This window comes from Clostridium sp. CM037 (assembly GCF_055081095.1).
Genome location: NZ_CM143650.1, coordinates 2834905 through 2851060, shown reverse-complemented (window position 1 = coordinate 2851060; position 16156 = coordinate 2834905). Strand labels below are relative to the sequence as shown.

Genomic DNA, 16156 nt, shown 5'->3' with positions numbered 1-16156 from the left:
CTAGTTTCAACAGGTACTATTTTTAAAGTATACTCACGAGGGCAATTATAGGCCTTCTTTTTTTTATCTCCGATAAGTCCCAAAACAAGCCAAATGGAATATCTGCACGTTTTCTGAATTCGCTTCTATCAAAATTTTATTAGTCTGAACATATAAGTCATTTAGATTGACTGAAGTTAGTTTATTTGACAAAGTCCTATTTGTAAGTTTGTTAATGCTAATTAACGAATTCAATAATACCAAGTATTATTAGCAATATACCTGAAAATAAGGGTGCGTATCTGCCCAAAATTTCACCTAATACATGATTACCTAAAGCCTCACCAAATATAATTGTAAGAATACTTAATATAAATGTAGATATGACTGTAAGTTGAATATTAACTCCGGTTATACTTGCAGCTACTCCGGTTCCTAAATTGTTAAAGGTTAATCCGAATGCTACAATGAGAGCTTCTTTCATATTTATATCGCCAGAGTTATCTAAATCTGATTCTTCAGCATAATCAATCATGTCAGTAATATTTTTCAAGGCAAGTGCCTTTGAATTAGTGTTATTTGAAAGATTTACTATACTTTGGATTATAAAATATACTCCCAATATAGTAATAACTATAGCACCTAAACCATTAGCTATTGAGTGAGGTAAAAATTTTGATATATATGCTCCAATTAACATAGATAAAAGTGTTCCTACGGATGTTACAATGGCTATTATAAGATTTGCAATTATACCTATCCTTACTTTCTTTATTCCGTAAGCTATTCCTACAACTGCGTTATCTAGGTTAGAGGATAAGCTAAATGATAATGCTGATATAATTAATGCCATATAGGTTCTCCCTTTTCATTATTTACATTTTAATATATGGATTATAACCTTATAAGGTGAAGATTTATATTAAATGGAAAAAGTGTATAACATCAAAAAGGGATATCTGATGAGAAAAACTAATGAGAGTAGTATTAATATATAAAATATATCAAGTTTTAATATACAAACACAAATCTTAACCCCAATAGAAAAAGAAAATATAGAAATAATTAAACTGCGCGTGTAAGATATTACATTACTTAAAGTTCCTCCAAATCGAGTAGGAGGCTAATCATTATTTGATTAGCCGACCTCTCACACCACCCTGCATACCGTTCGGTACAAGGCGGTTCTATAAGAACTAACAAGTTCTAAGATAATATTTCGTTATACTGATTAGACCTAGACTTTCTAGGTCTTTATCTTTATATGCAATATTCATAATTGGACTCTTGGATATTCTCCAATAACTTCTTCGTGTATTTGCATATTCCCAAGACTTTTGTTTTGATAGCCCTCTCTTTTTAAGTTCCTTGAATCTCGTTCTGACCCTTTTCCATTGTTTCCATATACAGAGGCGTATCCTTCTCCTTAACCATCGGTCTAGCTCTTTTGCTATAGTTTTCATATTAGCTATTCTGAAATAATTTATCCATCCTCGAAGTTTCTGATTCAGTTTTTGGAATCTCCATTCTAGGCTTTTCCCATTACTTCTTGAAGTTACTTCTTTGATGTTTTTCTTAAGTTTTTCTATAGCTTTCGGGTGTACACGTACTTGAATTCCACCTTTGCCATTGTAAAATGAAAAACTTAAGTATTTCAGTTTCCATGGCCTAGCTACCTTACTTTTGTTTAGATTTATTTTCAGTTTCAGTTCTTCCTCCAGAAATTTTGTAACTGACCTCATTACTCTTTCCGCAGATCGTTTGCTCTTAACGTAGATATTGCAATCATCTGCAAAACGACAGAACCTTAATCCACGCCTTTCCAGTTCTTTATCCAATTCATTTAGATAAATATTACTGAGTAGCGGACTACATGGACCACCCTGCGGGCATCCGAGGTCTGTTTCTGCGACCACTCCGTTTATCATTACACCTGATTGTAAATATTTCCTTATTAATCTTAATACCTTTTTGTCATCTAAATCCTTGGATAGGATGGACATGAGTTTATCATGATTTACAGTATCAAAATACTTAGATATGTCAATGTCAACGACCCATTTATAACCGTCGTTGATGTGTTCTTTACATTTTTCAATCGCTTGGTGTTGACTTCTTCCTGGTCGGAATCCAAAACTTGTTTCTGAAAACTTTTCCTCGTAGATTGGTGTTAACACTTGGGCTATCGCCTGTTGTACTACCCTGTCTACTACCGTAGGTATTCCTAGAAGTCTTTTCCCACCGTCGGGTTTATCTATTTCTACCCTACGGACTGGCATTGGGGTATAACTTTCTTCTATTAAATCCTTTTGAAGTTGGCTGTTGTTACGTTTTAGGTATTCTAGTAGTTCATCTACTGTCATTCCATCCACGCCACTACTTCCTTTATTTTTCTTCACCTTTTTGTATGCTTTGTTCAAATTGCCACGATGAAGAATTTGCTCCATTAGGTTATTAGTATCTCGTTTCTTGTCGTCTCTTCCATTCCTTGACGCCGAAGAAATACTCATCACTTCTATGTTATCTTGGATTTCCAACCCTACCTCGCATAGATAGTCTTCATTATGAAGTTTTCTGATTTCTACATATTTCTTTGAGTTCTTCAAAATTTTCAAAACCTCCTATAGTTCAGCCCTTCCCAAAATATTTATAAATATTTTGGTACTATGGCGTCGGCTGACTGCTCATGATAAATCTTATTTCAACCATGTATCGAAATACATCTTAACATGTCCATGAGCTCTCCCCGGGTAAGAACGCAATCTTTCTCTCCATGTATCTGCTACATTTACACAGTATATTTTTTTTTTGAATAGTTTTGGGCTTCAATTTGTTTAGCAATTTTACCCAGTATACCATGCCTTATATGTAATTTCTGTTCGTCAGACTGGAAATTTGTCTACACCTGCCTTCAGATTCCTCGTCGCCGAGGACACCCTTGGTGTTCAACTATGTGCTTGGCACTATCAACCCGCACTCGGGACTTTCACCCGTTAGATTACGCCCATGCCGGGCACACTAAAAAAATTAGGATACTATTTATAGTATCCTAATCAATGAGTTTTTGTGTTATCTACTACGTAATGCGTCTATCGGATCCTTTTTTGAAGCCTTTAAAGATGGATAGAAACCTGAAATCATACTTAACACTACGCAGAACAATAAAATTAAACCAGCGTCTGCAAGTGGCAATTTAGCTACTTCCATATAAGGAGCATTTGAAGAAATATTCTTTAAGAAACCATAAACTGCTGAATTGATGAGTTTAGATGCACCTAAAGTAAATATCAATCCTATGCCTGCTGACAACACACCAATAATGAATGATTCTGCAACGAAAATATTCAAGATATCTTTTTTTCGTGCACCCACGGCACGGAGAATACCTATTTCCTTAATTCTTTCAAGTACAGAAATATAAACAACTATTGATATCATTAGAGCTGCTACAAGAATGGATATTCCGGAAAATCCCATAAGTGCATAACGTACTTGTTTCATTGCGCCATCAACTTGCGCTGATATAGTTTTACCGGTTAATTCAAATTTGTATTTATCTTGGGAATTATTTAATTTTTGGAGTTCTGAATCTAAGTCTTTAGTATTACTAGAATATAGAACTAAGGAAGGGCTTTCCAAAGTTGTTTTATCTATTTTAAACTCTTTCTCATAAAAATTAATTGCCCAATCACTCGTTGCATAATAGGTATCAATTAAAGTTGTAGTATTGGCAATTCCGGCAATTTTCCAAGTTTTCACAATGGGTGCTTCAGGAATACCACTTTGATCACTATGTGGATTAGAATCTTGTTTTAAATAGCGAACGTACATATCTTTACCAATTAAGTCCTTTAGATCACCACCATTTTTTTCTAAATCCTTAGCGGTGGAAAGTGAAATAACAATTTCATTTGTGGAACCTGCTTTTGGAAGGTTGCCATATTGAATGTCATTTTTAACATCTTCTAGCACTCCTGGAGTCATCATCATAACCAATTTTTCTCTAGTAGCTTGGTCTGACAGTTTACTCATCAATTTTTCATCTTTAATTATGCTTTGATCTAAAGAATAAAATTGTGCAACAGGAATTCCTTTGCCTCCAATTTGAAAGTTATAAGCATATATACTTTTATCTAAGGACATAGCTGAGTTTATATCACTATATTTTAGAGGCTTAATATTTTTTAGAGACTTATCAGTATTTTCTTTTAACCCTACAGTTATTGCATTTGTTGGAAAGATACCTTTAACCTGAGTATCAACTGCATTAGTAGTACCTGAAGTAATAGCTATAGCTAAGGCAATTCCACAAATACCTATAGAGGTACCAATGGCTGTTGCTAAGGTTCTACCTTTTTTAAGCCATGCGTTACGAAGTGATATTTTTAAGGCTGATAAAAAGGGCATTTTTGATTTTGTTTCTATTTTTTCGATTTTGGTAGCAGCAGTTGACATGGAAGCCATATTTTCTTCAATAGAAATTAACTTACCATCTTCCATTTTAACAATTAAATCTGCATAAGATTTAGCAAGGTCCGGTGCATGGGTAACCATGAGTACTAGTTTTTCTTTTGAAATTTCTTTTAATAGTTCCATAACTTGCTCACCAGTTTTAACGTCTAAGGCTCCAGTTGGTTCATCAGCTAAAATTATTTCTGGATCATTAGCAAGAGCACGAGCAATAGCAACACGTTGACGCTGTCCACCTGACAGAAGGTTTACTTTCTTTTTCATTTGATTTGTTAGTCCAACTCGCTCTAAGAGGCTACGTGCCTTTTTTATTTTATTTTGCTTAGATATTCCTGATAAATCTAAGGCGAGTTCTATATTTTGGATTGATGTTAGTGAATTAAGCAAGTTAAACTGTTGAAAAATAAAGCCCACTGTATTTTTTCTATAAGTGTCTAAATCTTTTTCTCCGGCCTTTTTTAAAGATTTTCCGTTAACAATAACATCGCCTTGAAAATCCTTATCCAAAGCTCCTATTAAGTTCATCATTGTTGTTTTTCCACAACCAGAAGGTCCAACAATTGCCACGAGTTTACCATTAGGTAAATCAAAAGAAACATCATCTAATGCCATAACTTGGTGTTTACCAATTTTATATGTTTTTCTTAAATTTTTAATTTGTAACATTTATTATTCCTCCTATTCATCACGCAATGCGTCGATAACTTGAATTTTAGTTGCTCTTTTAGATGGAAAGTGTCCCGCTAAAACTGCAACTAAGATGCTTATAACAATTATACCGGCAATAGTTACAAAGGGAATTTTAATATCTGTAAATGGTATACCAGTTAATGGAATATTTACGATATTATCTGCATTAATATTTAATACATTATTGATTATTCTATTTGCAATTGGCTGTATTATAAAAGCTACTAGGACTCCAGTGACTCCTGCAAAAAGACCGATTAAGGCAGACTCAGCTTGGAAAATACGAGCAATATCTTTATTCCTTGCTCCCACAGCTTTTAAAATACCTATTTCCTTTTTACGTTCAAGTACACTTGAGAAAATTACAATACCTATTAAAATTGTTGAAACTACGAGTGCTAGTGATATAAATACAATCATAACTGCCTGGGCCAAATTAATTAAAGTCTTAATAGCAGTTTTAACCATAACAATTTGTGAGGTTGCAGAAAAGCCTTTTGTTTCCGTCATTTTATTTCCACCAATACCGCCATTTTCCTTAGCATTAATGTAATTGAGTACAGCTTCATTGTTATGAACGTCTTTTATAACCACTTCTGCAGTGACGTCGCGGTTTTCTTTTCCTATAAAATAGCCATCATTTTTAAGCCATGTATTAACTGCATCATAAGAATAATATGCAGAGGCTGAGCTTAAGGCTATTTCATCCACAACTCCGACAACTTTAAAATCTTGTGTATATTTTTTACCTAAAATTTCATCTCCTGTGATTGGATTTATGGTTTTCTCCTGAATTATTACCTTGAGTTTCTTACCAATGGCTTTTGTGTAATCATCTTTATCTGGGTTCATGCCATACATTTCAATTACATTTTTAGCCATATCCTTATTTACTAATAATTCATTCTTATTGTCCTTTGGTACACTACCTTTTAGTGCATGTTCAATGTTTGAAAGATGATTTTCACCAGCTAAGGAATTAAATGGAATATCTTTTAATTCTTTATTATTTGCTTCAAAGGAAGTAATGCCTTTAATATTTAAGTCTTCTCTAATCTTTAATACATCAGGGTTTTTCTTAATGCTATCATAGACATTTATATTCTTTGGATAATCAGTCTTTTGTAGCGCCGCATCTTTAAACTTCATAGAAGCTTGTATTATGTTAGCACTAGCAAAAGAATTTGTTTGAAGATCTATGTAATTAGTTGCCCCATTGCTAAGTCCGATAACTAATAGAATACCTGCTATTCCAATGGAGCCAGCAATAGTGGTTACGACTATTCGTCCCATTTTCTCTTTAATATTTCTAAGGGATAGTTTTATGGCATTTCCAAAAGACATACTACCATCTTTCTTTTTAAGTTCTGATTTTAAACTATTTGTTTCAGATTCATTAATTTTCTCATCCTTTTGAATTTTTCCATCTAGAATAGCTACAACGCGGGTAGAGTATTCATATGCGAGTTCTCGGTTGTGAGTAACCATAATAATTAACTTATCGCTAGCAACTTCTTTAATAAGCTGCATAATCTGAATCCCTGTTTTTTTATCAAGCGCACCTGTTGGCTCATCTGCTAGTATTATATCTGGATCATTTGCAAGGGCTCGTGCTATAGATACACGTTGTTTTTGACCTCCAGATAATTCACCTGGCTTATGATCCATATGTTTTTCGAGGCCTACCTGTTTAAGTAAGCTTTCTGCACGCTTTATACGATCCTTTTTTGATAGACCGATTAAATTCATAACAATTTCAACATTTTCAAGCGCGGATAAATGCTCAATTAAATTAAAGGATTGAAAAACAAAGCCTATATTGTTTTTACGATATAAATCCCAATCCTTCTTTTTGTATTTTTTAGTTGATTTTCCCTCAATAATTAAATCGCCTGAAGTTGGCCCATCAAGGCCAGCAATTATATTTAGAAGGGTAGATTTTCCACAGCCTGAAGGGCCTAGTATTGAAATAAATTCTCCCTTTTCAAAATTAAGATTTACAGAGCGAAGAGCGCTAAAACTTTTCTTTTTTTCAATAATATATTCCTTTGAAAGATTGTTTAATGATAAAAGCATAAATAACTCCTTTCGAATCCATTAGTGTGTTTCTATTTTTAGATCTTATATATTTATAATAACAACTGAATCTTAAATAAGCCCTGTGCTAATCTTAAATCTACCTTAAATCGTCTCCTGGGTCGCTGCATTAACGACTTCTGACGGAGCTTTATATTGCCACTTATACAGGTGGGAGACTTTCCGTCAAAAATGTCGTTAAATAACAAAGGAACTCTCTCAAAATAGAAACGAATTCTAAAGTGAGAAAGTTCCCTTAGTTATTCTAATTCAATGATAAATTTGCAGCCTTTTCCTATATCAGTTTCAAGGTATATTTGCCCATTATGTTTTTCAATTATGGTCTTAGTAATTGCAAGTCCGAGGCCCGTACCTCCAGTTTGAGAGCTTCTTGCGCTATCCACTCTTTTAAAGGGCTCAAATATTTCCTCAGACATTTTAAGAGGGATTCCAATCCCATTATCCTGAATTTCTATTGCTACTTTGTTAAAAGAACTCTTCAATAATATTTTTATTTCTGTACCTGGCTTGTTATATTTTAAAGCATTATTAAGAATGTTAATGAGGGCTCTATCCATTTGTTTCACATCAATAAGAACAATCTTTTTATCGAATGGTATCTCAAAAGAATATTTGAAACCAGCCTCTTCTATTTGAGGTATTAATGAGGCTATAAGCTCCCTTAAATATTCACAAATATCTACGCTTTTAAGCTTTAACTTAAAATCTGAGCTCTCCATCTTAGATAGTTCAAATAAATCGCCTATTAAATTATTGGCTCTTGAACTATTATTTATGATTATTGCTAAAAATTTCTCTCTGTCGTAGTTCGATATATCCTTGGTATTCATTAGTAGATCAGAGTATCCCATTATATTAGAAAGGGGAGTTTTTAAATCATGAGATATATCTAGTATCAGCTTTCTCCTATTATCTTCAGATTTTTCTTTTAAATTTTTCTCACTTTCAATTTTTTCTGCCATTATGTTGAAAGCATCTTTAAGTTCTCCAAATTCATTCGTAGACCTCAAATCAACCCTGGCAGAATAATCACCGCCTGCAATTGTTGTAACTCCACTTAATAATTTTTTTAAAGGTTTTACAAAATTATTAGAGGTTAACCGTGAGTAAATAATAAGCCCAAGGATAAAAGAAGTAATATTAATTAAACCGCCTAAAATTAGAAGAAATATAAAATTATCTATGACTCTGGGAATTCCATTTTTATCGAAAAAAATACCATTAACGAATTGAGTTTTATAAGGAATAACTATTTTCAACCAAAAATCACCGTTGCTATTATAACGAACACTATAATAATACTCTTCTTGATGCTTGTTAATATTAATTAAGAATTCACTAAACTCACTCTTAGTATATTGTTCTATATTCTTCGGATTTATTCCTCTTGAAAGAACAACCTTATAATTCTTGTCAATTACCTGAACTCCACCTTTATATTTTAAAACCTGAGAAAAATCTATATTTTTATAGTCATCTCTCATAATTTGAGAAGCTGATAGTTCTGGTATTTCATCATGTTTTATTAATCCCTTAAAGCTTAATGAAATAATTAAAGATACAACAATGAAAATTATTGTAGAAAAAATAAATAGTAATAAATAATTTAGCAAAAGCATGTTTGCAACTTTCTTTTTCTTCATACCTTATTCCTTATTCCTAAGTTATTTTCCAGCTTATAACCAATTCCTCTTATAGTTTTTAAATACTGAGGAGACTTTGGATTATCTTCAATCTTGTCTCTTAAATGGCTAATATGTACCATAATTGTATTATCATCACAATCGCAAAAATAAGCATCTTCCCATACCGCTTCATAAAGTTGCTTTTTTGTATATACTTTTCCTACGTTTTCCATAAAAATCTGAAGCAACTTTAGCTCCTTTGCATTACATTCTAACTGTTTATTATCTTTATATATACTGTAACTATTTTTATCAAAAGTTAAATCTCCTATTTGAATAAGTAACTTATCAGGAGTTTTTAACGCCGCTATGTACTTATAGGATCTTCTTAGTTGTGCATTGACTCTTGCGATTAGTTCAATGGGATTAAAGGGTTTGACCATATAGTCATCAGCACCTAGTCCTAGCCCTAATATTTTATCGGGATCTTCACCTCTTGCAGTTAAAAACATTACAGGAATCTCACTTGTTTCTCTTATCTTTCTCAGTAAATTGAAACCATCAAGCCCCGGCATCATTACGTCAAGAATAGCTAAATTGATTTCGTTATTCTTAAATATCTCCAAAGCTTTTAATCCGGTTTCTGCAGCATATACCGTAAAGCCTTCTTTTATTAGGTGTAATTCCAATAGTTGCCTTAAGTCCTGGTCATCCTCTGCTATTAAAATATTCAAAATTTCCACCTCCCTGTCTAAAATTCACTCTTTTATTATGCACTAGGGTGTAGAAATTATCAATTAATTAATATTAATTGTCTCAAGCAGAAAGCTGTTGTGCAAATAATTTAGAATTATCAGTATAAGAGTTTTAAATAGGATTATATATGATACACTAATAGTAGTATACAGATTTTAGGAGGGACATATGGAAAATACAGTATTTCTCAATTCAGCAAAACTGAACTTTGACAACAAATTCGATTTTTCTTCAATAGCCGGACTTAATACTTTAACGGGCAACTTATTCGGCAAAGCTAAGAGAAAGGGGGAATTATAAATGGCTGATCAAAGACTTAATAAACTTGCAAAGTTACTTGTGAATTATTCCACCAAGGTTAAACGGGGTGATTTTGTGTTTGTATCCTGTGATGAGGTGGCAAAACCTTGGATGGTAGAGGTAGTAAAGGAAGCTGTGAAGGCAGGTGCTCATGTGGAAACTGTATTAACTTCACAGGAGGTATCAGAAATAAAACTTAAATACAGCAGTGAAGATCAGCTTATTCAAGAAAATGTGATTTTTAAAACTATGCTTGAAAAAGCAGATGTATGGATTTCTGCTTGGGGAAGTAGAAACACAAAGACAAATTCAAGAATTGACGCAGATAAATTTAAAATATATGCACAAGGGGAAGCAAGCTGGAGGAAAATATATTCCGAAAAGATGGGTAATGGGTCGTTAAGATGGTGTGGCACACAATTTCCTACTTATGCAGATGCTCAGGAAGCGTCAATGAGCTTTAGCGATTACGAGGACTTTGTTTATGGTGCAGGACTACTTGATGAGAAAGATCCAGTAGCAGAATGGAAAAGGATAAGCGCAGAGCAAGAAAGATGGGTTAGATACCTTGATACTAAAAAAGGATTACAGTTTATTTCTGAGGGAACGGATATCAAAGTAAATATATCAGGGAGAAAGTGGATAAACTGCGATGGAAAAGAAAATTTCCCGGACGGAGAGATATTTACCTCACCTGTTGAGGATGGAGTGGATGGAGTAATTACCTTTAGTTTTCCAGGAATATATATGGGTAAAGAAATTGAAGGAATAGTTTTAGAGGTTGAAAAAGGAAAGGTAGTTAAAGCATCAGCCACGAAAGGAGAGGACCTACTTAAGGCACTTCTTGAAACTGATGAAGGAGCGTGCAGCTTTGGTGAAGTAGCTATAGGCACCAACTACGGTATTGTGGATTTTACAAAAAACATGCTTTTTGATGAAAAAATTGGTGGAACAGTGCATATGGCTATTGGCGATTCAATGCCTGAAGCAGGGGGACTAAACAAATCTACTATTCACTGGGATATGCTTTGTAATATGAGAAATGGTGGGAAAATTTATGCGGATGGTGAATTATTCTATGAAAATGGAAGGTTTATTGAAGGCATACTAGAAAAGTATAACTTATAAAAAAAAAGATAGGATTTCCTATCTTTTTTTACGTTAAAAAGTATAAAATAATTATTTACTTCTTTCCATTTAATTGCTCTGCAATAATTCTTGATAAATACTTACCAGTATTTTTTACTTGTTCAATAGTATTATTATTATCGCCAACCTCAATTAGCACTGCAGTATCGCTTTCATTCTGATTATAAAAGCCACTCATTCCCCAATCATGATAATAGATTTCTCTGCTGTCTATAAAACTTGGAAATAATTTATTTGATATTCCTATCATAGAGTCTACTAGTTTTTTCTGTTTGGCATACCTAGGATTTTTCCGCGTCACTACAAACATAAACTTAGCAACATCTTCTCCATTTATATTAGATTTTGATACTCTGTTATTTTTTACAGAAACACCATCTCTATGTAAATCAATAATTAAATCGAAATTTCCATATGCCTTTAAATACTTCTGTAAGGTAATTCTAGATTTTTTGTAGGACGAATTATAATCTCCTACATTATGCAAAGTCTCATCGTGTATAACTGTAATCCCATAATTTTTTTGAAGTTCATTCTCTATTACATCTCCTACAGCACATACATTCTTTGTTAAATCTAAATTAAAGCCCTTTTTGGACGTATCCTTGTCTGAGGTCCGATAAGCTTCAGTTGCATGAGAATGGTAAATAAGTACTCGAGGCTTGACATTATTTGGTGTTTGTTTTAAAGCAGGATTATAAAGGTTTGCAATTACATTAGGGGTTTCACTTTTACTTACCTGCTTATCATTTAAGTTAAAGGGAGTAAGATTAAATATTGTTTCTTCTTTATTGCTATCATTCTTTACAGCACTACTATTTTCAATTTTATCCAAGTATGGAATCTCGTTTACCACTATTGATATAGGATTCAAAACATCTATTCCTAAAAACGATAAGACTGTATATTTAATTTCACTGTTAACATTCTGCTCTCCATTATTTGATGAATTAATTAAAGTCAATGTATTACTAATAGCTTTAACATAAAAGTAATTTTGAGATTTTCTTTCATTGCCTGCATTAACATTTTTAGGAAAAATTAAGCCTAATAAAAAAATAATGAGAAACGTGGAAATACTTAAAAACATTCGTTCATTAACATCTTTTTTAACAACTATACGCCTCATCTTCATCCCCCCCCACTACATTTTATTTGATAATATATTTTAGAATAGCACCGCATGTGATGATTTAACTGTAGTGGGGTTCCATTAGGGTTTATCCTTTAGTTAGATGAAGTATTTTGAGTATTCTTTAATGCTAAAACCAGTGCATTTACACAAGCTTCAATATCGCTGTCGCTGGACATATTATTTCCAAGCTCAATATATGACGAATTGTTAGATAAATCTTGATTAAAATAAGAAATTCCATATTGATAAAAGTATATATCTGATTTAATTTCTTTTGAATTTTCAATATTTCCTAATAGACTGTCAACAAATCTTTTATTTGCTTCGTAATGCGGGTTGCATTTAGCAAGTACAAATTTGATTTTTTTCGTGTCACATTTGCTTTTTTCTTTTATATCCCGATGTATGTCTAATAAAATAGTAGTTGAATAGGCCTTTACATTTTTTGTTATTAAATCACGTGTATCTTGAAATGATTTTTTATAGTCTGTTGATGGAGCACGCTTTATAAAATGACTATCAAAACCTTCTTTAACAAGTTTATTACTCAGTAAAGCACCTACATCAGTTACTTTCATTCCAGAGGGGTAATCTTCATCAGGATGACTATTGTAAATTACTATATCTGATGAAAATGGTACTATAGAATCAGTGTTATCACTTGTTGATTTTTTGAAAATGGCTGATGCGGCTGCATTTGATGTATTTTTAACTGTACTTTTAGAAGTTGTTACTGGTGTTTCTACTTGTAAGGGTGTAGCTCTAGCAATATTTTTATCTGAGTTCATGTTTGAAGTGTTTAATGCAATACCGAGGCTTCCTATAGCAATGAAAGCGACAGTCCCAAGTAATATACCTTTGAAATTTAGCTTCTTATATTTTGAAATCATAATAATTCTCCTTTTTATTTCCAAATTATTTAAAACCATTGAAGTAGTGCCAATAAGTCTATTGCTTTTGCCAGCGAGCTCCAATACCTTTATTATTGTATTTCCATATTGCAGGTTTTCGCTAGCTCCTAAATAAGAAAGAACCTGACCGTCACAGGAAATTTCACAATCTTGTCTCATTTTATGAAAAGCATAGAGAAAGATTGGATTAAACCAATAAATCATGGATAATAAAGTAATAGCCCAATTTATAAATATGTCCTTGTTTTTCAAATGGGTTAATTCATGCATTATAATATATTTAAATTCTTCATCACCAATATTGTCGGCTATTCTGACTGGAATTAATATCTTTGGTTTAATTAGCCCACATAAAGAAGGACTACTTATTTTTTGTGAATATGATAATTCTACCTCAGTTTTTATATTCATAGCTGACCTGCATTTATTTAAAATTTCTCTATGTGTGCTGTTTATATTTTTTATAGAAGTTCTAACAATATCCTTTAATTTTTTATATCCTATAACTAATATCCCTATTGATAATGAGGACCCAAATATCCATATAAAGCAAAACACTTTTTCAATGTTAACGTTGTGTTTTAAAGGTATACTGTTAGCCTTACTAATACTTTTGTTTGAAGGGTGCATCGCACTTATTGATATTGGATTGCTTAGGGTTGCATTTGTAAGTTCTTTTGAAGAAGTAGTTTGTGTAGTGTTATTTGTAGTACTCTGTACATGAAAATTTTCATATAAATTAGAAATATTTAAAGGATTTTGTGGCCCAAATGGAATTATTAATTTTATAATTAATATTAACCATATATAATAGTGAAAAGTAAAATTTAGTTTATTTCTAAATATCCCTTTAATAATTAATATCATTAGTACAATTACGCTACCAATTAAAGATGAAAGTACAATCAGCTCAAAAACATTTAAAAAATCCACAATCATCAACCTTCCGTTTTACTTGATTGGTTTAGTATATTTTTTAATTCCTCTATATCTGTTTCAGATATTTCTTCTGATTGGGCAAAAGTTAAGAGCATAGATTTAATAGAGCCATTGAATACCCTATTAATAAAGGAGTGGCTTTCAGATTTTATACAGTCAGCTTCTGATATTAAAGGAAAATATAAATATTCATAACCTAATTTATTAAATCCAATTGCATTTTTAGTTAATAATCTGTTTATCAAACTTTTAACTGTAGCCGGTTTCCAATCGGATTTATCCTTTAATTCTTGTATAATATTGATTGATGAAATTTCAGAATTAATCCATATTATTTTCATTATTTCCCATTCGGCATTTGATATCTTGGGGATTTTATACATTGCCATACCACCTCATTTCAATTACAACTGTAATTTGTATTATTCTATACTATATTCCTCCAAATGGTAATTATTACATTCCTATTTAAATAGATTAAGGATAATATTTTCAACAAAACTCATTCTAAAGAATAGTTAACTATTCTTTAGAATTCTATAATTTAATCAAGGATATTATTGAGTTATTCTCAATCATTTAAAGTTATATCTATTTTCATAACAAAGGGATATAGTAGGGGGAGTGAATGTAATGCATAAAATGAAAAAAGTTTTTGTCAGCGTTAGTATACTATTAATTATTGCTGCTATACTTTTTAAGTTTGATATACCTAATAAGATATATGTAAAAAAATTCTTAGATATTGACGTTGAAAAAGCTAAGAATATAAAAAATAATATTCCTAAAGATATTTTGGAGAGTATTGATGAAAGCAGGGATGCAACGAATGAAAGAGATCAAAATATAGGGACAGTTAATGACTTTAAAAAAGAGTTTCTTTATAAATATGAAAACTTAAAAAGTGTCCCAGATTATATAGAAGTAGATGAAGAAAAAAAAGGAATTACAGTAGAAGGAGAAAAGGTTGTAGAAGATGTAGAATACATTTTTAAAGAATTGAAATACGGATATGCTGGTTATCAATATTTTGGAGGAGATGAAAAATTTCTAAAAGCAAAAGGAAATATTTTAATAGAATTTAAGAAGTTACAGAAAGAGAATGGTAGAATTGAATGTAACGAATTGGAAAAAGTTATGTGTGATAATTTAGATTTTATTCAAGATGGGCATTTTTCTATAGGTGGTGGAAGACCATGTAAGGAGTCTATTATGTACACTACTGAAAAATATGAAGTTACAAAAAAGGATAACTCTTATTTTCTAAAATTGAATAATGATATGAAATGTATTGTTACTATAAATAAGGAGGAGCCTGAAAAATACATTAAGCCTTCTATAGATGAAAATGGAAATATTGTATATAGATTATGTAGATTATATAAGAGTAACGAAGATATGTTACCAATTGACCTAAAATTTAAAGATGCTAATAAGGACAATAGTATAAGTATTAACTTAGAGAACACATCAAAAAATTACGTTCATAAAGGGAGTAATAATAGTTATAAATATGAAGAAATTTATAACATACCGGTAATTGATTTAAATTCTTTTGAACCATCTAAAAAACTTGAAAAGTTTGTGGAAGATGGTAAAAAAGTATTCAAGAAAGATTTGGTTATAATTGATTTAAGAGGTAATTTCGGTGGGAATGAACTATATGCTTTCGATTGGATTAAAAATTTTACAAATCAAGAGTACAAATCACCGGGCTTTAGTTCAACGATACTTACTAAAAATTCAAAAGATGCATTGCTTTACAACGGTAAAAAAATGGTGGGACCAAAGGATTATCCTAAATTTGAACAGCAACTTAATGATATGTATAAAAATAATAAAAGTGATCCTAAATATATCGGTTGGTCAGAAGTAGGACATGATGATTCAACTCATATTAATAATGAAAAGCCAATTTTTGTTTTAATGGATAAGAATACAGCTTCAGCAGGTGAAAGCTTTGTAAAGGCATTAAAAAGTTGTAGTAACACATTTTTTATAGGTACAAACACAAGCGGAATGTCAAATATAGGGGATGTGGGATATTAAGTTCTACCAAATTCTAAGATCGATATTTTTTTTGTAAATACTCTTTTTGTAGATAA

At 31.7% G+C, this 16156-nt stretch carries 12 protein-coding genes; 3 read left to right on the top strand and 9 right to left on the bottom strand.

Features of this window, described 5'->3' with window-relative positions; all coding sequences use genetic code 11:
* Positions 1–217 precede the first annotated feature (217 nt).
* The 6 genes from ACWJKP_RS13805 to ACWJKP_RS13780 form a co-directional block, all read right to left on the bottom strand.
* On the bottom strand, positions 218–832 hold the full coding sequence (locus ACWJKP_RS13805; protein WP_165414457.1) for a manganese efflux pump: 615 nt from the start codon (positions 830–832) through the stop codon (positions 218–220).
* 343 nt (positions 833–1175) lie between these two features.
* Positions 1176–2585, bottom strand: coding sequence for a group II intron reverse transcriptase/maturase (ltrA, locus tag ACWJKP_RS13800; protein WP_165415056.1), 1410 nt, complete (start codon positions 2583–2585; stop codon positions 1176–1178).
* Positions 2586–3048: 463 nt separating this feature from the next.
* The gene (locus tag ACWJKP_RS13795; protein WP_165413943.1) at positions 3049–5115 is read right to left on the bottom strand and encodes an ABC transporter ATP-binding protein/permease; all 2067 of its coding nucleotides are present in this window, start codon (positions 5113–5115) and stop codon (positions 3049–3051) included.
* A 12-nt stretch (positions 5116–5127) separates the two neighbouring features.
* Positions 5128–7215, bottom strand: a complete 2088-nt coding sequence (locus ACWJKP_RS13790; RefSeq protein WP_165413944.1) for an ABC transporter ATP-binding protein/permease — start codon at positions 7213–7215, stop codon at positions 5128–5130.
* Between the two features lie 260 nt (positions 7216–7475).
* Positions 7476–8879, bottom strand: coding sequence for a sensor histidine kinase (locus ACWJKP_RS13785; RefSeq protein ID WP_165413945.1), 1404 nt, complete (start codon positions 8877–8879; stop codon positions 7476–7478).
* A complete protein-coding gene (locus ACWJKP_RS13780) occupies positions 8876–9595 on the bottom strand; it encodes a response regulator transcription factor (protein ID WP_165413946.1) in 720 nt (239 codons plus the stop codon). Before ACWJKP_RS13780 ends, ACWJKP_RS13785 begins: the two co-directional genes overlap by 4 nt.
* Positions 9596–9785: 190 nt before the next feature.
* Between ACWJKP_RS13780 and ACWJKP_RS13775 the strand changes: the two genes are divergently transcribed.
* Positions 9786–9917, top strand: coding sequence for a hypothetical protein (locus ACWJKP_RS13775; RefSeq protein ID WP_263492346.1), 132 nt, complete (start codon positions 9786–9788; stop codon positions 9915–9917).
* Positions 9918–11045, top strand: a complete 1128-nt coding sequence (locus tag ACWJKP_RS13770; protein ID WP_165413947.1) for an aminopeptidase — start codon at positions 9918–9920, stop codon at positions 11043–11045.
* 55 nt (positions 11046–11100) lie between these two features.
* On the opposite strand, the gene ACWJKP_RS13765 is transcribed toward ACWJKP_RS13770, so the two are convergent.
* From ACWJKP_RS13765 to ACWJKP_RS13755, 3 genes are all read right to left on the bottom strand, one after another.
* Positions 11101–12195 carry a stage II sporulation protein P gene (locus ACWJKP_RS13765; RefSeq protein ID WP_165413948.1) on the bottom strand — a complete coding sequence of 365 codons (1095 nt, stop codon included), beginning with the start codon at positions 12193–12195 and terminating at the stop codon, positions 11101–11103.
* A 98-nt stretch (positions 12196–12293) separates the two neighbouring features.
* Positions 12294–14045, bottom strand: coding sequence for a M56 family metallopeptidase (locus ACWJKP_RS13760; protein WP_165413949.1), 1752 nt, complete (start codon positions 14043–14045; stop codon positions 12294–12296).
* Between the two features lie 5 nt (positions 14046–14050).
* Positions 14051–14434 carry a BlaI/MecI/CopY family transcriptional regulator gene (locus ACWJKP_RS13755; RefSeq protein WP_165413950.1) on the bottom strand — a complete coding sequence of 128 codons (384 nt, stop codon included), beginning with the start codon at positions 14432–14434 and terminating at the stop codon, positions 14051–14053.
* Between the two features lie 250 nt (positions 14435–14684).
* Here ACWJKP_RS13755 and ACWJKP_RS13750 point away from each other — a divergent pair, with 250 nt between their 5' ends.
* Complete coding sequence (locus ACWJKP_RS13750) at positions 14685–16100, top strand: S41 family peptidase (RefSeq protein WP_165413951.1); 1416 nt, start codon at positions 14685–14687, stop codon at positions 16098–16100.
* The last annotated feature ends 56 nt before the right edge of the window (positions 16101–16156 follow it).